Origin of the sequence: Microbacterium sp. NPDC077644, from assembly GCF_040702785.1 — a bacterium.
In the GTDB taxonomy this organism is placed as follows: domain Bacteria; phylum Actinomycetota; class Actinomycetes; order Actinomycetales; family Microbacteriaceae; genus Microbacterium.
This window is the reverse complement of record NZ_JBFBME010000003.1, coordinates 1-20,060: the sequence shown is the minus strand read 5'-3', so window position 1 is coordinate 20,060 and position 20,060 is coordinate 1. Positions and strand designations below refer to the sequence as shown.

General features: G+C 69.9%; 20 protein-coding genes and 1 riboswitch. Of the genes, 16 read left to right on the top strand and 4 right to left on the bottom strand.

Annotation, left to right across the window (positions count from 1 at the left end):
• Window position 1: 1 nt before the first annotated feature.
• The 13 genes from AB0269_RS12075 (at window position 2) to AB0269_RS12015 (ending at window position 13,636) form a co-directional block, all read left to right on the top strand.
• A complete protein-coding gene (locus AB0269_RS12075; RefSeq protein WP_366211524.1) occupies window positions 2–589 on the top strand; it encodes a pyridoxamine 5'-phosphate oxidase family protein in 588 nt (195 codons plus the stop codon).
• A 75-nt stretch (window positions 590–664) separates the two neighbouring features.
• Window positions 665–759, top strand: a riboswitch (TPP riboswitch).
• Entirely contained in the window at window positions 751–1,599 is an 849-nt protein-coding gene (thiM, locus tag AB0269_RS12070) for a hydroxyethylthiazole kinase (RefSeq protein ID WP_366211522.1), read from the top strand. (Overlaps the previous riboswitch by 9 nt.)
• On the top strand, window positions 1,596–3,716 hold the full coding sequence (locus AB0269_RS12065) for a bifunctional hydroxymethylpyrimidine kinase/phosphomethylpyrimidine kinase (protein ID WP_366211520.1): 2,121 nt from the start codon (window positions 1,596–1,598) through the stop codon (window positions 3,714–3,716). Before thiM ends, AB0269_RS12065 begins: the two co-directional genes overlap by 4 nt.
• Before the next feature lie 46 nt (window positions 3,717–3,762).
• A complete protein-coding gene (locus AB0269_RS12060; protein WP_366211518.1) occupies window positions 3,763–4,728 on the top strand; it encodes an NAD-dependent epimerase/dehydratase family protein in 966 nt (321 codons plus the stop codon).
• Between the two features lie 12 nt (window positions 4,729–4,740).
• Window positions 4,741–4,923, top strand: coding sequence for a hypothetical protein (locus AB0269_RS12055; RefSeq protein WP_366211516.1), 183 nt, complete (start codon window positions 4,741–4,743; stop codon window positions 4,921–4,923).
• A gap of 134 nt (window positions 4,924–5,057) precedes the next feature.
• Window positions 5,058–6,101, top strand: coding sequence for an N-acetyl-gamma-glutamyl-phosphate reductase (argC, locus tag AB0269_RS12050; RefSeq protein ID WP_366211514.1), 1,044 nt, complete (start codon window positions 5,058–5,060; stop codon window positions 6,099–6,101).
• The gene (argJ, locus tag AB0269_RS12045) at window positions 6,098–7,255 is read left to right on the top strand and encodes a bifunctional glutamate N-acetyltransferase/amino-acid acetyltransferase ArgJ (RefSeq protein ID WP_366211512.1); all 1,158 of its coding nucleotides are present in this window, start codon (window positions 6,098–6,100) and stop codon (window positions 7,253–7,255) included. The genes argC and argJ overlap by 4 nt, the downstream gene beginning before the upstream one ends.
• On the top strand, window positions 7,252–8,169 hold the full coding sequence (argB, locus tag AB0269_RS12040; protein ID WP_227531294.1) for an acetylglutamate kinase: 918 nt from the start codon (window positions 7,252–7,254) through the stop codon (window positions 8,167–8,169). Before argJ ends, argB begins: the two co-directional genes overlap by 4 nt.
• Window positions 8,166–9,401 (top strand): acetylornithine transaminase, encoded by a 1,236-nt coding sequence (locus AB0269_RS12035; protein ID WP_366211509.1) that lies wholly within the window; start codon window positions 8,166–8,168, stop codon window positions 9,399–9,401. Before argB ends, AB0269_RS12035 begins: the two co-directional genes overlap by 4 nt.
• Window positions 9,398–10,321, top strand: coding sequence for an ornithine carbamoyltransferase (gene argF, locus AB0269_RS12030; RefSeq protein ID WP_366211507.1), 924 nt, complete (start codon window positions 9,398–9,400; stop codon window positions 10,319–10,321). Before AB0269_RS12035 ends, argF begins: the two co-directional genes overlap by 4 nt.
• Before the next feature lie 12 nt (window positions 10,322–10,333).
• Window positions 10,334–11,452, top strand: coding sequence for a heparan-alpha-glucosaminide N-acetyltransferase domain-containing protein (locus tag AB0269_RS12025; protein WP_366211505.1), 1,119 nt, complete (start codon window positions 10,334–10,336; stop codon window positions 11,450–11,452).
• A gap of 32 nt (window positions 11,453–11,484) precedes the next feature.
• Window positions 11,485–12,915, top strand: a complete 1,431-nt coding sequence (gene argH, locus AB0269_RS12020; protein WP_366211503.1) for an argininosuccinate lyase — start codon at window positions 11,485–11,487, stop codon at window positions 12,913–12,915.
• Window positions 12,916–12,988: 73 nt separating this feature from the next.
• Entirely contained in the window at window positions 12,989–13,636 is a 648-nt protein-coding gene (locus AB0269_RS12015) for a SatD family protein (RefSeq protein WP_366211501.1), read from the top strand.
• Between the two features lie 32 nt (window positions 13,637–13,668).
• Here the strand turns inward: AB0269_RS12015 and AB0269_RS12010 are convergent, their stop codons facing one another.
• The gene (locus tag AB0269_RS12010) at window positions 13,669–14,259 is read right to left on the bottom strand and encodes a hypothetical protein (RefSeq protein WP_366211499.1); all 591 of its coding nucleotides are present in this window, start codon (window positions 14,257–14,259) and stop codon (window positions 13,669–13,671) included.
• 62 nt (window positions 14,260–14,321) lie between these two features.
• On the opposite strand from AB0269_RS12010, the gene tyrS reads away from it, so the two are divergent.
• Window positions 14,322–15,623: a tyrosine--tRNA ligase gene (gene tyrS / locus AB0269_RS12005; protein WP_366211497.1), complete on the top strand. Its 1,302-nt coding sequence runs from the start codon at window positions 14,322–14,324 to the stop codon at window positions 15,621–15,623.
• The gene (locus AB0269_RS12000) at window positions 15,623–16,432 is read left to right on the top strand and encodes a DUF4184 family protein (RefSeq protein ID WP_366211495.1); all 810 of its coding nucleotides are present in this window, start codon (window positions 15,623–15,625) and stop codon (window positions 16,430–16,432) included. The genes tyrS and AB0269_RS12000 overlap by 1 nt, the downstream gene beginning before the upstream one ends.
• On the opposite strand, the gene AB0269_RS11995 is transcribed toward AB0269_RS12000, so the two are convergent.
• Together AB0269_RS11995 and AB0269_RS11990 are read right to left on the bottom strand one after the other, a co-directional pair.
• Window positions 16,383–16,568, bottom strand: coding sequence for a hypothetical protein (locus tag AB0269_RS11995; RefSeq protein WP_366211493.1), 186 nt, complete (start codon window positions 16,566–16,568; stop codon window positions 16,383–16,385). The two genes, AB0269_RS12000 and AB0269_RS11995, sit on opposite strands and share 50 nt — an antisense overlap.
• Before the next feature lie 259 nt (window positions 16,569–16,827).
• Entirely contained in the window at window positions 16,828–17,286 is a 459-nt protein-coding gene (locus AB0269_RS11990; RefSeq protein ID WP_366211491.1) for a VOC family protein, read from the bottom strand.
• 101 nt (window positions 17,287–17,387) lie between these two features.
• On the opposite strand from AB0269_RS11990, the gene AB0269_RS11985 reads away from it, so the two are divergent.
• Window positions 17,388–18,389 (top strand): WYL domain-containing protein, encoded by a 1,002-nt coding sequence (locus AB0269_RS11985; protein ID WP_366211489.1) that lies wholly within the window; start codon window positions 17,388–17,390, stop codon window positions 18,387–18,389.
• 47 nt (window positions 18,390–18,436) lie between these two features.
• On the opposite strand, the gene AB0269_RS11980 is transcribed toward AB0269_RS11985, so the two are convergent.
• The gene (locus AB0269_RS11980) at window positions 18,437–19,672 is read right to left on the bottom strand and encodes a CoA transferase (RefSeq protein ID WP_366211487.1); all 1,236 of its coding nucleotides are present in this window, start codon (window positions 19,670–19,672) and stop codon (window positions 18,437–18,439) included.
• Window positions 19,673–20,060: the final 388 nt, after the last annotated feature.

Sequence of the window (20,060 nt, the reverse complement as noted above, 5' to 3'; positions counted from 1 at the left end):
CATGACCTCCTCCTCGCCGTTCGCGTCGTGGCTGCGCGCGCAGCCGTCGCTCACCGGCACGCCGCCCGAGCTCGACCTCGATGACCTCCCCGGCGATCCGGCGACGCTGTTCGAGCGGTGGATCCGCGCAGCCGCTGCCGCCGGCGTCGCGGAACCGCACGGGGGCACGCTCGCGACGGCCGATTCCAGCGGGATGCCCGACGCGCGGACGCTGATCGTGAAGGACGTGAGCGCACGAGGCTGGGGGTTCGCCGGGCCGCGGGACTCGGCGAAAGCACGCCAGCTGGATGAGAGCCCGGCGGCGGCGATGAACTTCTGGTGGCCGTCCATCACTCGCGCCGTGCGGGTCCGCGGTCCTGTGCAGGAGGCGTCGGACGAGGAGAGCGCGGCGGACCTCGCAGAGCGCTCGGCAGCAGCGCGCGCGGGCCTCCGGCCGGGCGAGTGGGTGCGCTGGTGGCTGGCGCCCGAGCAGGTCGAGTTCTGGCAGGGAGCGACGGACCGCCGCCACGTGCGGATCGTCTACGCGCGCGAAGGGGAGCGCTGGTCGTGCACGATCCGCGAGGGAGAGCAGGAGAGAGGAAAGCGATGAGGCCCGCTCGCGAGACGGACGCCGGGTCGTCGACCTCGCCCGATGCCGTGGTCGTTCGAGGTGACCTAGACTCGACGCAGTGACACGGGGTGCCGCGCCATGCGGCTGAGAACATACCCGTCGAACCTGATCTAGCTCGTACTAGCGAAGGGATGTCCGCCATGAGCGACCGTCTGCGTCCATCGTCCACCCTCTCGATCGCGGAGGAGGTCGCACCGCTCCTGCAGCAGGTGCGCACGGCCTCGCCGCTCACGCACTGCATCACGAACGCGGTCGTCACCGGCTTCACCGCGAACGTCCTGCTCGCGCTCGGCGCCGCACCGGCCATGGTCGACATCGAGGGCGAGTCCTGCGTGTTCGCCGGCATCGCCGCGGGGCTCCTCGTGAACCTCGGAACGCCGGCACCCGAGCAGCGGCTCGCCGCCCGTGAAGCCATCGACGGCGCCACCGCATCCGGCACCCCCTGGGTGCTCGATCCGGTCGCGATCGGGGCTCTCCCGATCCGCACAGCTCTCGCCCACGAGCTCGTGGAGCGGCGGCCCGCGGCGATCCGCGGCAACGCGTCCGAGATCCTCGCCCTCGCGCAGATGAGTGCCGGCGGCCGCGGAGTGGACGCGACGGATTCCACAGATGCGGCCGCAGAGGCCGCGGCATCCCTCGCCGAGCGTTTCGGCAGCGTCGTCGCCGTCTCGGGGCCGGTCGATCTGATCACCGACGGCGAGCACGTCATCCGGATCGCGAACGGACACGAGCTCCTGACCCGCATCACCGGGGGCGGGTGCGCGCTCGGCGCCGTCATGGCTGCCTTCCTCGGCGCCGCGGGCGATACCGGGACCTCCGCGCTCAGCGCCGTCGCCTCGGCGTCGCTGTTCTACACGGTCGCCGCCGAGCGCGCAGCACAGCGCTCGGCAGGTCCGGGCTCGTTCGCGGTCGCCCTCCTCGATGCCCTCGCCGATACGACGGTCGAGCACGTCACCGCAGCCGCTCGCGTCGAGATGCACGCCGCATGAGCGTCGATCTCTCCGTCTATCTCGTCACCGATCCCGAGCTGTGCGGCGAACGCGGAGTCGCCGCGGTCGTGCGCGAGGCCGTGGCCGGCGGGGTCCGCATCGTCCAGCTGCGCGACAAGAGCGCGTCGGATGCCGAGATCGTCGAACAGCTCATCGAGCTGTCCGCGATCACGGCGGGGCGTGCCGCGCTCGTCGTCAACGACCGGCTGGATGCCGCTCTCGAGGCGCGCCGCCGCGGTGCCCGCGTCGACGGCATCCACCTCGGTCAGGGCGATGCCTCGGTGCTGCGCGCCCGCGAGATGCTCGGACCCGACGCCCTGATCGGCCTCACGGCCAACAGCCACGACCACCTCGAGGCCGTCCGTGCGCTGCCGCCCGGAACCGTGGATCATCTGGGCGTCGGCGTCATCCGGCCCACCAGCACCAAGCCCGATCACCCGCCGGCCCTGGGCATCGACGGATTCCGGGCCATCGCGGCCGCGAGTCCTGTGCCGTGCGTCGCCATCGGCGGGATCGGCCTCGACGATCTCGACCCGCTGCGGGATGCCGGTGCGGCGGGCGTCGCTCTGGTGTCGGCGCTCTGCACCGCCGAGGAGCCGCGCGAGACCGCCCGTCTGCTCAGACGGCGATGGCGCGGCGCAGCCCGCGTTCCTCGCATCCTCAGCATCGCGGGAAGCGACCCGTCGGGCGGCGCCGGCATCCAGGCGGACCTCAAGGCGATCGCGGCGAACGGCGGCTACGGCATGGCCGCCATCACCGCCCTGACGGCGCAGAACACGCAGGGCGTCCGCGCTGTGCACGTCCCGCCCGCGGACTTCCTCACCGCCCAGCTCGAGGCCATCTCCGACGACATCGCCGTGGACGCCGTGAAGATCGGCATGCTCGCGGATGCCGACGTCATCCGCGCCGTGGACGCCTGGATCGACCGCCGGAGCCCTGCGAACATCGTGATCGATCCGGTGATGATCGCCACGAGCGGCGACCGGCTGCTCGATCCTGCCGCAGAGCACGCGCTCGGCGAGCTGCTCCGCCGCGCCGACGTCATCACCCCGAACCTGGCCGAGCTCGCCGTCCTGGCTGGAACCGAGGAGATCACGGACTGGGAGAGGGCGATGGAGGTCGCATCGGCTCTGGCCGCCCGCCTCGGCACGACGGTGCTCGTCAAGGGCGGTCACCTCGGCGGTGAGGATGCGCCGGACGCCCTCGTCACCGCCGACCGCAGAGAGGAGTTCGCGGGCACGCGCATTCCGACAGGAGCCACGCACGGCACCGGCTGCTCGCTCTCGTCCGCGTTGGCCACCCGGCGGGCCGCCGGCGCTGACTGGTCCGCCGCGCTGACCGCGGCCCGCGCCTGGTTGCGTGAATCGCTGCGGGCGGCCGACGATCTGGGTGTCGGAGGCGGGAACGGGCCCGTGCACCATTTCGCCGGGCTCTGGGAGCGCGGCGGTGTCACGACCCGGCCGACGGAGGACGAGCTGCGCGAGCAGTGGTGGACGCGGATCGCCGGGATCCGCGCCGACATCGACGAGCTGCCCTTCATCCGTGCGCTCGCCGACGGAAGCCTCGAACGCACCGCGTTCCTCGACTATCTCGCACAGGATGCGCTGTACCTCGGCGAGTACGCGCGCGTGCTCGCGGAGGCTGCGCGGCTCGCCCCGTCGCGTGAGGAGCAGGCGTTCTGGGCAGGCGGCGCGCACGGCGCGATCGCGGGCGAGATGCAGCTGCACTCGGCCTGGTTGAACACGGCGCCGGGCTCTGCCGGCATCGCGCCGAACGCCGTGACGACCGCGTACCTCGACCACCTCCGGTCCGCCGGATATCGCGGTGACTACGACGAGCTGATCGCCGCGGTGCTGCCGTGCTACTGGCTGTACACCGACCTCGGTGCGCGCCTGCGCCGCGGCGACTTCGGCGCGTATGCGCGCGACCCGGAGCATCCGTACGCGTCCTGGCTGCAGACGTACGCCGATGAGGCCTTCGCCCGCGCGACCGACGAGGCGATCGGCCATGTGATCCGCCGAGCGTGCGCGGCCTCCGAGCAGACGCGCGCTCGGATGCTGCGCGCCTTCCAGGTCTCGGCGGTGCATGAGCGGGCGTTCTTCGCCGCTCCGCTGTGAGCAGAACCACTATCGCCGGCGGAGCGGTGGATGCTGACATGGAGAGATGACGAACGTTCTGATCCTCGGGGGCACCGGTTGGCTGTCCGGCCGTGTCGCGCGACGCTGGGTGGATGCCGGGGCGCAGGTCACATGCTTCGCGAGAGGCGAGCGGCCTGCGCCCGACGGCGCGACCCTCATCCGCGGGGACCGCGACGACCCTGGTGCGTACGACGAGCTCGACCGGAACTGGGACGAGGTCGTCGACATCTCCTCCCGCGCCGACCATGTGCGAGCCGCCGTGGGCGCCCTCGGCCATCGGGCCGGGCACTGGACGTACGTGTCGTCGGTGTCGGTGTACGCCGATGCCGACGTCGACGGTGCCGACGAGACCGCGCGTCTGGAGGAGCCGGCCGCAGGCGACGACGAGTACGACTACGCCGCACAAAAGGTCGCCGCCGAGGCGGCGGTCAGGGCGCTGGGCGACCGCGTCCACATCATCCGGCCCGGACTCATCGTCGGTCCGGGCGACCCCAGCGACCGCTTCGGCTACTGGGCTGCGGCGTTCGCCCGCGCCGGCTCCGAACCCGTGCTGGTCCCCGACGCCACGGGCCGTTCGGTCCAGGTGATCGATGTCGACGACCTCGCCGGGTTCGCAGCGAACGCCGATCTCGTCGGCATCCGCAACGCCATCGGCGATCCGCATCCGTTCGACGAGGTGCTCGGACTGTTCCGCGCCGCGGCCGGCCACACCGGTCGCACCGTGGTCGCGGCCGACGACTGGCTCGAATCGCACGACGTGCAGCCGTGGATGGGGGAGCGATCACTGCCGCTGTGGCTGCCGCGGGAGCTGTCGGGATTCATGGCCCGGTCGAACGCCGCCTACGCCTCCGCCGGCGGCACCCGGACCCCGCTCGAGGCGATCGTCGGGCGCGTGCTCGACGACGAGCGCGCCCGCGGACTCGACCGACCGCGTCGCGCTGGTCTCGCCCGCGAGGACGAGGAGGCGCTCCTCGCCGAACTCCTGTCCTGACACCGTCGCTGCATGACAGGACCGCGTATGACGGCATCCGCGTCGTTCGATTTGCGGATGCCGCCGCGCGAGCGCTACTGTCACGACATGCCTTCGGCCGCATCCGCCATCTCGACGCCCGCTCCGGGCGTCATCGTCGTGCGCCGACGCCGCAGCCGGCGGCTTCTGATCAACCAGCGCGGCCGCCGACTCTAGGCGACCTCTGCGCTCCCTGAACCGTGCCCGTGCCGGTGGGTGGAGCGCTGGAGTCGCCGCCTCGGATCCTTCGACAAGCTCAGGGATCGTCGTCACCCCCAGGGACGACCATCCCGCACCGTTAAGGTAGAAACATGACGTATACCGTCGCCGTCTCCGGCGCATCCGGCTATGCGGGCGGCGAGATCCTGCGCCTCCTGGCCGGACATCCCGACATCGAGATCCGCACCGTCACCGCGCATTCGAACGCCGGTCAGCCGCTCATCGAGCACCAGCCGCACCTGCGCTCGCTCGCGCACCTCACCCTGCAGGACACCACGCCCGAGATCCTCGCCGATCACGACATCGTGTTCCTCGCGCTCCCGCACGGGCAGTCCGGTCAGTACACAGAGGCACTCGGCGACGTGCCACTGGTCATCGACGCCGGTGCCGATCACCGGCTCACCTCGCAGGATTCGTGGGACGCCTTCTACGGCGGGCACTTCCACGAGCCCTGGGCCTACGGGGTCCCGGAACTCCTCACGGAAGGCGTCAAGCAGCGCGAGAATCTCCGCACCGCCAAGCGCATCGCGGCTCCCGGCTGCAACGCGTCGACCGTGAGCCTCAGCCTCGTCCCCGGTGTCGCCGCGGGCGTCATCGATCCGGGCGACATCGTCAGCGTCCTCGCCGTCGGGCCGTCCGGAGCCGGCAAGAGCCTCAAGCCGCACCTGCTCGGCAGCGAGCTGCTCGGCACCGCCAACCCGTACGCGGTCGGCGGCACGCACCGGCACATCCCCGAGATCCAGCAGGCCCTCCGCGGTGCCGGCGCTGCCGATCCCCGCGTCTCGTTCACCCCCGTCCTCGTGCCGATGGCCCGTGGCATCCTCGCGACGTCCACCGCCCCCATCTCGGACGGCGCGACCGACGAGCAGATCCGCGCCGCCTGGCAGGACGCCTACGGCGACGAGACCTTCGTGCAGCTCCTGCCCGAGGGGCACTTCCCCCGCACCGCCGATGTCCTCGGCGCGAACACGGCGCTGATGGGACTCGCGATCGACCGTGCTGCGAACCGGGTCACGATCGTCACGGCCGTCGACAACCTCGTCAAGGGCACGGCCGGCGCTGCCATCCAATCCATGAACCTCGCGCTCGGCCTGCCCGAAGACCGCGCCCTCACCGTGAACGGAGTGGCCCCATGAGCGTCACAGCACCCCAGGGATTCGAAGCGGCCGGTGTCGCCGCCGGCCTGAAGTCCACCGGCAAGCCCGACGTGGCGGTCGTCGTCAACCGCGGCCCGCGCAAGGTCGGCGCCGCCGTGTTCACGAGCAACCGTGCCAAGGCGAACCCGATCATCTGGTCGCAGCAGGTCATCCTCGACCGCACGGTCGAGGCGATCGTGCTGAACTCCGGCGGCGCGAACTGCTTCACCGGCAGCTTCGGGTTCCAGACCACGCACCAGACCGCCGAGAAGGCGGCCGAACTCCTGGGCGTCTCTGCGGGCGACGTCCTCGTCTGCTCGACAGGCCTCATCGGCACCGGCGACGAGACGTTCCGCGCCAAGGTCCTGGATGGCACGGAGCAGGCGATCGCCGCTCTGAGCGCAGACGGAGGTGATGACGCGGCGCACGCCATCATGACGACCGACAGCGTCGCCAAGACCGCGCTCGTCGAGAGGGACGGCTGGTCGATCGGCGGAATGGCCAAGGGCGCAGGGATGCTCGCACCGGGCCTTGCCACGATGCTCGTCGTCATCACGACCGATGCCGACCTCGAGGCCATCGAAGCCGACACGGCCCTGCGCGCCGCGACAGGGAAGACCTTCGACCGGCTCGACTCCGACGGCTGCATGTCGACGAACGACCAGGTCACCCTGCTCGTCAGCGGAGCGAGCGGCATCAAGCCCGACATCGAGGAGTTCACCGCGGCGCTCACCGAGCTCAGCGATCAGCTGGCCGCTCAACTGCAGGGGGATGCCGAGGGTGCGAGCCACGACATCACCATTCGCGTCACGAACGCGGCCACGGAGCAGGATGCCGTCGAGGTCGGGCGTTCTGTGGCCCGCAACAACCTGTTCAAGGCGGCGATCTTCGGGAACGACCCGAACTGGGGCCGTGTCCTCGCCGCGATCGGCACGACCAGCGCCCAGTTCGACCCGTACGACGTCGACGTCTGGATGAACGGCGTCCGCGTATGCAGCAAGGGAGGCCCCGACCGCCCGCGCGAGGACGTCGACCTCGCGCCGCGCGCCACCGACCTGCTCATCGACCTGCAGGTCGGCGACGCCGAGGCGACGATCCGAACGAACGACCTCACCCACGACTACGTCCACGAGAACAGCGCCTACTCCTCATGACAGACATCCAGGACACGCCCCCCGACGTCGCGGCCGAGAAGGCGGCGACGCTCATCGAGTCGCTGCCGTGGCTGAAGAAGTTCCGCGACCAGATCGTCGTGGTCAAGTACGGCGGCAATGCCATGGTCTCCGACGAGCTGCAGGAGGCGTTCGCACAGGACATCGCGTATCTCCGCTACGTCGGCGTGCAGCCGGTCGTGGTGCACGGCGGCGGCCCGCAGATCTCGAACATGCTCGACCGGCTGGCGATCCCCAGCGAGTTCAAGGGCGGCTACCGGGTCACCAACACCGAGGCGATCAGCGTCGTCCGGATGGTGCTCACCGGTCAGGTGAACCCGCAGCTGGTCGCGAAGATCAACTCGCACGGCCCGATCGCCACCGGGCTCAGCGGTGAGGATGCCGGGCTCTTCGGCGGACGCCGCCGCGGTGTCGAGATCGACGGTGAGCACGTCGACCTCGGTCGTGTCGGCGATGTCGTCGAGGTCGACCCGACCGCCGTCCTCGACCACCTCGCGGCCGGACGCATCCCGGTGATCTCCAGCATCGCGCCCGACCTCGACAACCCCGGACAGTCGCTGAACGTGAACGCGGATGCCGCGGCGTCCGCCCTCGCGACCGCGCTGAACGCGCGCAAGCTCGTGATCCTCACCGACGTCCCGGGGCTCTACGCCGACTGGCCCAACCGCGACTCGCTCGTCTCGCACATCACCTCGCAGCAGCTGGTCCGCATGCTGCCGTCGCTCGAGTCGGGCATGATCCCGAAGATGCGCGCGTGCCTGGATGCCGTCGAGGGCGGTGTGGATGCCGCGGCCATCATCGACGGACGCGTGCCGCACTCGGTGCTCGTCGAGCTGTTCACCAGCAAGGGCATCGGAACCGAAGTCGTACTCGGAGAAGCGGAGGTGACGGCATGACCGTCTGGCAGGATGACGTGGCACGCGACCTGGTGCGCAACGTCGGAGACCGTCTCGCTCTGCTCACCCGCGGCGAGGGATCGCACGTGTGGGACGGAGACGACAAGCGCCACCTCGACTTCCTCGCCGGCATCGCCGTGAACTCGCTCGGGCACGCGCATCCGGTCTTCGTCGAGGCCATCGCCAAGCAGGCCGCGACCCTCGCGCACGTGTCGAACTACTTCGCAACTCCTCCCCAGCTCGCGCTGGCCGCGCGCCTGAAGCGGCTGGCCGGCGCCGGTATCGACGGCCGCGTCTACTTCTCGAACTCGGGCGCCGAGGCGAATGAGGCGGCCTTCAAGCTCGCCCGCCTGCACGGTATTGGTCGGAACGGGGTCGCCGCCCGCCCGCGCATCCTCGCGCTCGAGAACGGCTTCCACGGCCGCACGATCGGGTCGCTCGCGCTCACGGCGAAGAAGGCCATGCGCGAGCCGTTCGAGCCGATGCCCGCCGGGGTCGAGCACATCCCCGCGACGATCGAGGCGCTGGAGGCGGCGATCGACGACCGCGTCGCCGCGATCGTCGTCGAGCCGATCCAGGGCGAGGCGGGTGTCGTCGAGCTTCCCGAGGGATACCTCGCGGCTGCCCGCTCGCTCACGCTGAAGCACGGTGCGCTGCTCATCGTCGACGAGATCCAGACCGGCGCCGGGCGCACCGGTGCGTGGTTCGGCTTCAACCACGAGGGCATCACACCGGATGCCATCACCCTGGCCAAGGGAATCGGTGGAGGGTTCCCGATCGGAGCCCTGGTGACCTTCGGCGTAGCCAGCTCGCTGTTCACCCCCGGTTCGCACGGCTCGACCTTCGGCGGCAACCCGCTCGGCACGGCCGTCGCGAACGCCGTCCTCGCCGAGATCGAGGATGCCGGACTCGTCGAGAACGCGGCCCGCCGCGGTGCGCAGCTGCGTGAGGTCATCGAGCGCATCGAGTCGCCGCTGATCACCGGCGTCCGCGGCCGCGGGCTGCTGATCGGCATCGTGCTGTCGTCGCCGATCGCGAACGCCGTCGTGGCGGCCGCGCAGGAGCGCGGACTCATCGTCAACGCGGCCAACCCGGAGACGATCCGCATCGCCCCGGCGCTGACCATCGGCGACGCCGAGATCGCCGAGTTCGAGACACTGTTCACCGCCGCCCTCGCCGACGTTCAGGCGAGCCTCGCGGCATCCGAGACCGAGAAAGCGACCGCTCCATGACCCGCCATCTTCTGCGTGATGACGATCTGACTTCGGCTGAGCAGGCCGAGATCCTCGACCTCGCGGTCGAGTTGAAGAAGGACCGCTGGGCCGATAAGTCGCTCGCCGGTCCCCAGACCGTCGCGGTCATCTTCGACAAGTCGTCCACCCGCACCCGCGTCTCGTTCGCCGTCGGCATCGCCGACCTCGGCGGCTCGCCGCTGATCATCTCGACGGCCAACAGCCAGCTCGGCGGCAAGGAGACCCCGTCCGACACCGCACGGGTGCTCGAGCGCCAGGTGGCGGCAATCGTGTGGCGCACGTACGCGCAGTCGGGCCTCGAGGAGATGGCCGAAGGCACCCGCGTGCCGGTCATCAACGCGCTCTCGGACGACTTCCACCCCTGCCAGCTGCTCGCCGACCTGCTGACGATCCGCGAGCACAAGGGAGATCTGAAGGGCCTGACGCTGACGTTCTTCGGGGATGCCCAGAGCAATATGGCGCACTCGTACGCGCTCGCCGGCGTCACGGCCGGTATGCACGTGCGCATGGCCTCGCCCGAGTCGTACGCTCCGCGGGCGGACGTCGTCGAGGCGGCGGACCGCCGCGCCGCGGAGACGGGCGGATCGATCACGCTGTTCACCGATCCGATCGAGGCCGCCGCCGGCGCCGACGTCGTCGTCACCGACACGTGGGTCTCGATGGGCAAGGAGGAGGAGAAGATCGCCCGCATCCGCGACCTCGGCGGGTACAAGGTGACGACCGAGACCATGAGTCTCGCCGACCCCGAGGCGATCTTCATCCACTGCCTGCCTGCAGACCGCGGCTACGAGGTCGACCCCGAGGTCATCGACGGTCCGCAGAGCGTCGTGTGGGACGAGGCCGAGAACCGGCTGCACGCCCAGAAGGCGCTGTTGGTCTGGCTGCTCCGCCAGAACTGACGCGTCGGGTCCATGACGAGCGAACGATCCCTGAGCCTGTCGAAGGGGCGTCTGCGGACTAATTGGAATCGCCTGAACGGCCCGGACCGCATCGCCGGCGTCGATCTCGCGCGCGGCCTGGCGGTGATCGGCATGTTCGCCGCGCACCTCCTGATCACCGCGGACGGGTTCGTCTGGGGTGATCCGACGAGCTGGACGGCGCTCGTCGACGGCCGGTCCTCGATCCTGTTCGCCACGCTCGCCGGCGTATCCATCGGCCTCGTCACCGGCGGCCCGACCCCGCTCGGACGCCGGCAGATGAGCGCCGCCCGCGGCCGCCTGGCGGTGCGCGCCGGGATCCTTCTCGTGCTCGGCATCCTGCTCATCCTCACCGGTGTCCCGGTCTACGTGATCCTTCCCGCGTACGCGATCCTGTTCCTCATCGCCCTGCCGTTCACGCGGATGCCGGCACGTGCGGTGCTCGGGACCGCGGCCGGGCTCGCGATCGTCATGCCGTTCGTCCAACCCGCGCTGAACGGGCTGCCGATCTGGCAGATACCCTTCGGTGGCGAGATCGACGCGTTCCTCGGCTGGCACTACCCGTTCACCGTGTGGATCGCGTTCGTGCTCGCCGGTGTCGGCGTCGCCAGGGCGGGCATCACGCGCCTGCGGACGCAGATCGGGATGCTGATCGCCGGTGGAGCGCTCGCCGCAGTCGGGTACGGTCTGGCCGAGCTGCCGCCGCCGTCCGCCGACCCGTACTGGTGGTCGGTGTGGACCGCCGAGCCCCATTCCTCCGGCGTGCTCGAGGTGATCGGGTCCGGTGGCTTCGCGATCGCCGTGCTCGCCGTGTGTCTGCTGGTATGCCGTGCCGCGGTGGTGAAGGCGGTCGTCCTCCCCGTGCGCGCAACCGGAGCGATGCCGCTCACGGCATACACGGTCCAGCTCGTGGTGTGGGCCGCCGTCGCCCTCGCCCTGTTCGGTGACACGAGCGACCTGTTCGGTTTCCGCGAGCTGGAGCCGTTCTGGCCGCTGACGATCGGTGTGCTCATCGGCTGCACGGCATGGGCGCTGCTCGTGGGCCGCGGCCCGCTGGAGTGGCTGCTGGACCGCTCGGCGCGCGCCGCCGTGTCCTCGCCCCGGCCGACGTGAAGCCACGGCCGCGCCGCCACTAGTCTGGAGGGATGAGCGAGGCGAAGAACGACGGCACGAACGAGGGCGCGCTCTGGGGTGCACGATTCGCATCGGGGCCCTCGCCCGAACTCGCAGCGCTCAGCCGCTCGACCCACTTCGACTGGATCCTCGCACCGTACGACATCGCGGGCTCGCACGCCCACGCCACCGCGCTCGCCGCAGCGGGCTACCTCGAACCCGACGAGGAGCAGCGGATGCACGAGGGACTCGACGCCGTCGCGCGGAAGGTCGCCGACGGCACGATCGTCCCGCAGCCGAGCGACGAGGACGTCCACGGTGCTCTCGAGCAGGCGCTGATCGCGGAACTCGGCCCTGAACTCGGCGGGCGCCTGCGCGCCGGCCGCTCGCGCAACGACCAGATCGCGACGCTCGTGCGCATGTATCTGATCGATCACGCGAAGGTCGTCGCCCGCGACATCCTTCGCGTCATCGATGCGCTCGTCGCCCAGGCCGAGGCGCATCCCGAAGCGATCCTCCCCGGCCGCACCCACCTGCAGCATGCCCAGCCGGTGCTTCTGGCCCATCATCTGCAGGCGCACGCCTGGCCGCTGGTCCGCGAACTCGAACGCCTCGTCGACTGGCGCGTGCGCGCCGGCGTCTCGCCGTACGGCGGGGGAGCGCTCGCGGGATCGACGCTGGGCCTCGACCCCGACCTCGTCGCCCGTGAACTGGGGCTCGACCGCCCGGCCGAGAACTCGCTCGACGGCACGGCCGCGCGTGACGTGGTGGCCGAGTTCGCCTTCATCACCGCCATGATCGGCGTCGACCTCTCCCGCCTGTCGGAGGAGATCATCCTCTGGAACACGCGCGAGTTCGGGTTCGTCACGCTGCACGACAGTTACTCGACCGGGTCGAGCATCATGCCGCAGAAGAAGAACCCCGACATCGCCGAGCTCACCCGGGGCAAGTCCGGCAGGCTGATCGGCAACCTCACGGGACTCATGGCCACGCTCAAGGGCCTTCCGCTGGCGTACAACCGCGACCTGCAGGAGGACAAGGAGCCGGTCTTCGATTCGGTGAACACGCTCGAGGTCGTCCTCCCTGCCTTCGCCGGCATGGTAGCCACGCTGCGCTTCGACACGGAGCGGATGGCGGAGCTCGCTCCGCAGGGCTTCTCGCTGGCCACCGACGTCGCCGAATGGCTGGTCAAGCGCCGGGTGCCGTTCCGCGACGCGCACGAGATCTCGGGTGCCCTGGTGCGGGCCTGCGAGGAGCAGGGGATCGGCCTCGAAGATGCCGATGACGCGCTGCTCGCGCAGGTGTCGGAGCACCTGACGCCCCAGGTGCGCGAGGTGCTGAGCATCGAAGGCTCGGTCGCTTCCCGCACCGGGACCGGAGGGACGGCTCCGGTCCGTGTGGAGGAGCAGCGGTCCGAGCTCATCGCGCGGACGCAGAAGGCCGCGCACGCGCTAGGACTCTGAAGGTCGCGACTGATATTCGCCGATAATCAGGCATTCACTTATATCCACGAAATATCAGTGATACGCTGATGCCATGACCATCGTGGTGACGGCGGACATCATCGGCTCCCGGCAGCTCGCCGACCGGGCAGCGGCGCAGCGCGCGTTCGACGACACGATCGCCCGCGTCGAACGCGACTTCCCCGTCGCGACGCAGGGACTGCGACCCACGGTCGGGGACGAGCAGCAGGCGGTCTATCCGACGCTGGAGGCGGCGCTCGGGGTGATCCTCCTGCTGCGACTGGCCCTGCCGGACGGCGTGGAGTTCCGCTACGGCATCGGCATCGGCGACGTGGGCACGGTCCCGTCGACGGCATCCGAGCAGGGCATCGCGGACGGGCCCGGCTGGTGGGCGGCGCGCAGCGCCATCGAGCACCTGGAGGCGCTCCAGAGGCGGACGGCTCCGCAGGCGCGCAGCTGGATCGTCGCGCATGAGAGCGAGCAGGAGCGCTACGCGGACGCCGTGCGGTGGGCGAACGCCTATCTGCTCAGCCGTGACGAGATCATCGGGGCGATGTCGGAGCGCGTGCGCAGACTGACCTACGGCCGCTGTCTCTCGCGCACGCAGAGCGAACTGGCGACGACCGAGGGGATCACGCAGTCCGCGGTGTCGCAGAGCCTGTCGACGTCGGGTGCGGCCGCCGTGGTCGAGGGGTTCCGGCTGCTCGGGGTGACGCCGTAGCCGAACGCCGCGCCGTCACCACACCGGCGCCGTCACCAAACCAGAGCGAGGCGGATGATCGCGCCGATCACCCCGGCCCAGAGCAGGCTCGCGACCGTGCCGATGATGAACCGCTCCCTGGCCTCTGGCTCGGCCAGCTCGGGGAAGCGGCCGATGCCCTTGACGGCGATGATGGCCGCGATCGCCTCGGGGAACCCGACCGTGATCGCGATGACCATGGCGACGCGTTCGAGATACCCGATCACCGTGCCGCCGCGCATGAGCGTCCGCGTCTGATCGGGGTCGGCGCCGTGCGCCGCCATGATGAGGATGCCGCCGTCCTCGGTCTCGCGGACGCGCTGGCCCGTGGCGATGTCGAGAGCCCGTCGGGTGAACGGATTGCCGCCGACGGTCGCGGCGGCGATTCCGAGTGCGGTCAGCGAGATCGCCGCCGCGATCGGCATGTGCGTCGGGCGGACGACCACGATGGTCACGAGGGCCGCGGCCACGAGCCCTCCGGCGACGGCCATCGGCGGCGTCGTGGGCCTGCGGAGGCTCACGAAGGAGAGGACCAGCACCGCGCACAGCATCAGCGCGATGATCGCGGCCACGACGATCGAGACGTACTCATCCACCGGTGACATGCCGTCAGCTTCGCACGAGCGGCGGACATGGCGGCACACCCCGCGCTGATAGCCTGGAGCGCGTGTCGAATCCCGCTCTGACGACTGCCCCGCAGGCGATCGATCCCACGTTCGAGAACGTGTGGGACGAGATCGTCTGGCGCGGCCTCGTCCACGTGTCCACCGACCAGGAGGCGCTGCGCGCCCTTCTCGCCGGAGACCCGATCACGTACTACTGCGGATTCGACCCGACAGCGCCCAGTCTGCACCTCGGCAACCTCGTGCAGCTGCTGCTGCTGCGCCGCCTCCAGCTCGCCGGCCACAAGCCGCTCGGCCTCGTCGGCGGATCGACAGGGCTCATCGGCGACCCGCGGCCCACGGCCGAGCGCACTCTCAACACGCGAGAGACGGTCGAGGAGTGGGTCGGGCGGCTGCGCGCCCAGGTCGAGCGCTTCCTCAGCTTCGAGGGCGAGAACGCGGCGCGCATGGTGAACAACCTCGACTGGACCGCGCCGATGAGCGCGATCGACTTCCTGCGCGAGATCGGCAAGCACTATCGCGTGGGCACGATGCTGAAGAAGGACGCCGTCGCCGCGCGCCTGAACTCCGATGCGGGCATCAGCTACACCGAGTTCAGCTACCAGATCCTGCAGGGCATGGACTTCCTCGAGCTCTACCGCCAGTACGACTGCGTGCTGCAGACCGGCGGATCCGACCAGTGGGGCAACCTCACCAGCGGCACCGATCTCATCCACCGCGTCGAGGGCACCTCGGCGCACGCGATCGGCACGCCGCTGATCACGAACAGCGACGGCACGAAGTTCGGCAAGAGCGAGGGCAACGCCATCTGGCTGGATGCCGACATGTGCAGCCCGTACCGGATGTACCAGTTCTGGCTCTCGACGGCGGATGCCGATGTGATCGATCGCCTCAAGATCTTCACGTTCCTCACGCGCGCCGAGATCGAGGAGTACGCCGCTCTCGTCGAGACAGAGCCGTTCCGCCGGGCCGCGCAGAAACGCCTCGCACTCGAGGTCGTCGCGATCGTGCACGGTGCGGATGCCACGGCCGCGGTGATCGCGGCATCCGAGGCCTTGTTCGGCCAGGGCGACCTGAGCACGCTCGACGCGGCCACGCTGCGCTCGGCGCTCGACGAGCTGCCCAACGCGACCCTCGCTGCCGGCACCTCGGTCGTCGACGCGCTCGTCGCGACAGGTCTCGTGGCGAGCCTGTCCGAGGCACGCCGTGCGATCTCGCAGGGCGGGGTCTCGATCGACGGCGTCCGCGTGGAGGACGATGCCGCGGTCGTGGAGGGCACTCTGCCCGGTGGCGTGTCGGTGCTGCGCCGAGGCAAGAAGACCCTCGCGGGAATCTTCATCGGCTGATGCCGTTCACGCCGAGCCATGCGGTGGTCGCGCTGCCGTTCCTGCGCACGCCGCTCGTTCCGTCGGCGATCGCGATCGGGGCGATGACGCCCGACCTGCCCCTGTTCGTGCGCGGTTTCGGGGTGAGCTACCCGTTCACGCACACCTACGAGAACATCGTCTGGACCGCGATCATCGCGCTCGGGCTGTTCCTGCTCTGGCGGGTCGTATTGCGTCCGGTGGCCCAGCAGCTGTCGCCGGGGTGGCTCGCCCGCAGACTGCCGGACGACTGGAACATGCCGGCGGCGGATGCCGTGAACGAGGCGCTGGGCATCGGTCAGCGCTGGACGCGGGCGGTCGCGCTGGCGGCGTCCCTGCTCATCGGCGTGCTCTCGCATATCGTGTGGGACGAGTTCACGCACGAGGGCCGGCTGGGGCTGCAGCTCCTGCCCGCGCTCGCGGAGCAGTGGGGACCGCTGCAGGGCTTCAAGTGGCTGCAGCACGGCTCGAGCGTGGTCGGTCTGGTGATCATCGCGATCTGGGCGGCGCTGTGGTTGCGAGGCGCCCGCCCACGCCCTCGCGTGCAGCGCTCGACGCGCCCGTGGGTGCGGCTGCTGTGGTGGGTGTCGCTCCCCGTGATCCTCATCGCGGCGTGGCTGATCGGCTACGCCACGCTCGGACCGCTCACCCCGGAGTTCACCGTGCAGCATCTCGCGTACCGGGTGCTTCCGTTCGCGAGCGGCATCTGGGCGATGGGGACCCTCGCGCTGTGCGTCGCGCTCACCATTCTGGGGCGTCCGTCGCCCACGCGCGGGGCGCCGCGAAGCTGAAGCCCGGAATCGCTGCCCGCGCGGTCGTGACGATCCGACCGCCGACCGTGAAGTCCTGCGTGTGCGGCGCCGTGTCGATCTCGGTCTCCGGCCCCGGCTGGAAGCGGCGCGGCATCCCGAGCAGCTCGGCGGCCACGCGGCGGAGCGAGGTCGAAGTGCGCCGGGCTTGGGCCGCTCGCGGTCCTCGTTGCCGAGAGCGACTTTGTACGGCTTACCGACGACGGCAGTGAAGTAGACGCCGCCGAGGACGGCGAAAACGATGGTGGACGCGATGACGGCGAGCCAGTTGATTTGGGGCAGGACAGACAGCAGGAGAGGTTCCTTGTGGGGTGAAAGTATTACGGACAGGAGAAGGCCGCGGCGCGAGGCTGATACCCGCGCCGCGGCCCCGCGACTTACTGGGCGGGGGTGACGCTCACGCTCCAGGTGACGCCGAAGCGGTCTGTCAGCATGCCGAAGCCGGCGCTCCACGCCGAGGCGGCGAGGGGCTCGATGATCGTGGCGTCGACCGCGAGCAGGTCCCAGAAGGGCTGGAGCTCGTCGAGGGTTTCGGAGCCGATGGAGACGAACAGCGCCTGGTCCGTGACGGTGGTGTTGTTCTCGCGACGGGTCGAGCCGCCGCCAGCGATCGAGCCGTCCGTCTCGCCGGGGATGTCGTAGCCCATGATGCGGAAGCCATTCTCGGCCGCGACCAGGCCGAAGACGACCTTGTCCGATCCGGGCACATCGGCCGGCATGCCGAAATCCGCGTAGGTGTTGATCACGAGGTGTCCACCGAACACCGAGTTGTAGAACTCGAGCGCCGCACGCGCGTCGCCAAGGAAGTTCAGGTGGGTGGTCGTCTGGATGGTCATCTCTTGCTCCTTGATTAAGTCCGGCCCCTGCGGCCCGATAAATCGAGAATCGCACCCGTGTAGGTCAACTTTCGTCCTAAACCTGAAATAGTGTCAGAGACATGTCCAACACGACCACGCGGCTGCTCAATCTGCTGTCTCTGCTACAGACTCAGCGCGACTGGCCAGGGTCGCTGCTTGCTAGTCGGCTCAGCGTCAGCGACAGAACCGTCAGGCGCGACATCGACCGACTGCGCGAGATGGGATACAGCATTCAGGCCACGATGGGGCCGGATGGCGGCTACCGCCTCCAGGCAGGAAGCGAGCTCCCCCCGTTGCTCTTCGATGACGATCAAACGGTGGCGGTCGCCGTCGCCCTGCAGACCGTGTCGGTCTCCGGAGTGGGCATCGAAGACGGTGCCATTCGAGCGCTCGCTACGATCCGCCAGGTCATGCCGTCTCGACTGCGTCATCGCCTCGATTCTCTCGATGTGATCTCTGTTGCGGCGGCACCGGGAGAGGCCGAGCGGATGAACGTGTCCGCGGAGATCTTGATCAGCCTCGCCAGGACGATCCGCGCGACCGAGGTACTTCGTTTCGACTACGCGCCGCGTGGGGAGAGTGCCGCTGACGACGCGTTGCGCCCGCCTCGTCGCGTCGAGCCGCACCACATCGTCACCGCGCGAGGCAGGTGGTACCTCGTCGCGTGGGACCTCGAGCGCGAAGATTGGCGTCTGTTCAGCGCGGACCGCATCTCGCCCCGCACACCAACCGGGCCGCGTTTCACGCCGCGCGCGGTGCCAGGAGGTGTCGTCAACGAATTCGTCTCCGCACGCCTCAAGGGCTCTGACGTGAACGAGTGGCCTTGCCGGGGTGCGGTGATTCTTCACCTACCGGCAAGGGAAGTTCTCCCCTTCGCCGGTGACGGAACCGTCCGCGCGCTCGGAGATGACAGGTGCATACTCGAAGCGGGCTCGTGGTCCTGGGGTTCGCTCGCGGCCGCATACGGCCGCTTCGAAGTGCCGATGGAGGTTGTTGGGCCTGCCGAGCTCATCGAGGCTTTCGCAACGGTGTCGAGACGGTTTGCGGATACGGCGCGATCCGCTCCCACTGCTCGTCTGTGAACACCCGATACCGCGAACCCGTCGACCTCACCACCTGTGCGTGGCGTTCACCATTCTGGGGCGTCCGCCGCCCACGCGCGGGGCGCCGCGAAGCTGAAGCCCGGAATCGCTGCCCGCGCGGTCGTGACGATCCGACCGCCGACCGTGAAGTCCTGCGTGTGCGGCGCCGTGTCGATCTCGGTCTCCGGCGCCGGCTGCGAGCGGCGCGGCATCCCGAGCAGCTCGGCGGCCACGCGGCGGAGCGAAGTCGAGACGTGCCAGCCGCCGCCCTCATCGCGGCGTCGGTGGACCGCGTCGATGACGCCCGCGGCGAGCAGATACCCGGCGCTGTGGTCGAGCGCCTGGGCGGGGAGCACACCCGGGGTCTCGCCGTCCGGCGACTCGACCATCGCGATGCCGGACTCGGCCTGCACGAGGCTGTCGAAGCCGGCGCGATCCGGATGCGCGGCACCCCACGCGCTCAGCTGAGCGACGATCAGGCCAGGATGCCGTGCGGTGAGCGCGTCGGGGGAGAGGCCGAGACGCTCCAGGGCGGCGGGTCGGTAGCCGAGGACGACGACGTCGGCGCCAGCGAGCAGCAGTTGCATCTCGGGCGAGCGCGCATCGAGGATCGCGCTGCGCTTGCCGTGCCCCGTGTCGAGGTGCTGCCACACCGGCTCGGGCAGGTGCGGGGGATCGATGCGCAGAACGTCGGCTCCGAGCAGCGCGAGAGTGCGGGTGCACACGGGACCGGCGATCACACGCGTCAGGTCGAGGACGCGGATGCCGCGCAGCGGCGCCTCGTGATCGGAACGACGCGCGGCTGCCGGTGATGCTCCGTCGTCGCCCGTCCTGTTGAGCTCGACGAGGGGGCGGGCACGGAGCGCCGCATCGATCGCGGGATCCTCCGGGGCGACCACGACGGCGAGACCTCCGGCGGCCGTGATGCGCTGGACGCCGTCGCTCCCCTCAGCCCCGGCGATGGTCGATCCGACATCCGGCGCGCCTGCGTCATCGGGCAGGCCGAGTCCGCGCAGCAGTGCTCGAGCATGGTGCGGGTAGTTGCCGTGGGTGCGGATCCATCCGTCGGCGGATCGCCAGAACCCCGAGTACGGCGACCAGACCTCGGGCATCGTGCCGTCGATGCGGAAGACGCGGTCGCTGCGGTAGGCGAGCGCGATGCGATCGGCGTCGAGGTCCGAGGTGCGATCCAGCCCGGCCGCACGGAGCACGGCGGTGACGCTCGCCCGCGCGAGTTCGCCGGTGGCGAGCCGAGAAGGAAGGGGGACCGGATGCTCGCTCATGGGCCCGATCGTACGCGACACGCCCGGGATCCCATGCGGATTTGCCGCCCTGCGCCGATCCCGCGTAAGTTATTACCTGTTCGCCCCACAGGGTTGAGCAAGGGCCAAGGCTCAGCTCCCCTCAAGTGGCGGACCACCTCCCGAAACACAGAAGATCACCTCGGTGAACGACTGCGTTTCGGGATGCTCTGTGGTTCCGCAGATCGCACCGAGTTCGCTCGGATCGCCGATTTGACAAACGGATCCCACAGGGTAAGATTGAGAAGTTGCCCTGCGGGCCTGGTTGTGATGATCGGGTCGTGGGTGCGTCCGATCCTTGAGAACTCAACAGCGTGCACTTGTCAAATGCCAAATAACCTCGTCTCTGCTTCGGCAGGGTGAGATTCCT

What these genes read in the sequence shown, in the direction of transcription:
- AB0269_RS12075 (WP_366211524.1), top strand. Translation starts at nt 2, where the DNA reads ATGACCTCCTCCTCGCCGTTCGCGTCGTGGCTGCGCGCGCAGCCGTCG.
- thiM (WP_366211522.1), top strand. Translation starts at nt 751, where the DNA reads ATGAGCGACCGTCTGCGTCCATCGTCCACCCTCTCGATCGCGGAGGAG.
- AB0269_RS12065 (WP_366211520.1), top strand. Translation starts at nt 1,596, where the DNA reads ATGAGCGTCGATCTCTCCGTCTATCTCGTCACCGATCCCGAGCTGTGC.
- AB0269_RS12060 (WP_366211518.1), top strand. Translation starts at nt 3,763, where the DNA reads ATGACGAACGTTCTGATCCTCGGGGGCACCGGTTGGCTGTCCGGCCGT.
- AB0269_RS12055 (WP_366211516.1), top strand. Translation starts at nt 4,741, where the DNA reads ATGACAGGACCGCGTATGACGGCATCCGCGTCGTTCGATTTGCGGATG.
- argC (WP_366211514.1), top strand. Translation starts at nt 5,058, where the DNA reads ATGACGTATACCGTCGCCGTCTCCGGCGCATCCGGCTATGCGGGCGGC.
- argJ (WP_366211512.1), top strand. Translation starts at nt 6,098, where the DNA reads ATGAGCGTCACAGCACCCCAGGGATTCGAAGCGGCCGGTGTCGCCGCC.
- argB (WP_227531294.1), top strand. Translation starts at nt 7,252, where the DNA reads ATGACAGACATCCAGGACACGCCCCCCGACGTCGCGGCCGAGAAGGCG.
- AB0269_RS12035 (WP_366211509.1), top strand. Translation starts at nt 8,166, where the DNA reads ATGACCGTCTGGCAGGATGACGTGGCACGCGACCTGGTGCGCAACGTC.
- argF (WP_366211507.1), top strand. Translation starts at nt 9,398, where the DNA reads ATGACCCGCCATCTTCTGCGTGATGACGATCTGACTTCGGCTGAGCAG.
- AB0269_RS12025 (WP_366211505.1), top strand. Translation starts at nt 10,334, where the DNA reads ATGACGAGCGAACGATCCCTGAGCCTGTCGAAGGGGCGTCTGCGGACT.
- argH (WP_366211503.1), top strand. Translation starts at nt 11,485, where the DNA reads ATGAGCGAGGCGAAGAACGACGGCACGAACGAGGGCGCGCTCTGGGGT.
- AB0269_RS12015 (WP_366211501.1), top strand. Translation starts at nt 12,989, where the DNA reads ATGACCATCGTGGTGACGGCGGACATCATCGGCTCCCGGCAGCTCGCC.
- AB0269_RS12010 (WP_366211499.1), bottom strand. Translation starts at nt 14,259, where the DNA reads ATGTCACCGGTGGATGAGTACGTCTCGATCGTCGTGGCCGCGATCATC.
- AB0269_RS12000 (WP_366211495.1), top strand. Translation starts at nt 15,623, where the DNA reads ATGCCGTTCACGCCGAGCCATGCGGTGGTCGCGCTGCCGTTCCTGCGC.
- AB0269_RS11990 (WP_366211491.1), bottom strand. Translation starts at nt 17,286, where the DNA reads ATGACCATCCAGACGACCACCCACCTGAACTTCCTTGGCGACGCGCGT.
- AB0269_RS11985 (WP_366211489.1), top strand. Translation starts at nt 17,388, where the DNA reads ATGTCCAACACGACCACGCGGCTGCTCAATCTGCTGTCTCTGCTACAG.
- AB0269_RS11980 (WP_366211487.1), bottom strand. Translation starts at nt 19,672, where the DNA reads ATGAGCGAGCATCCGGTCCCCCTTCCTTCTCGGCTCGCCACCGGCGAA.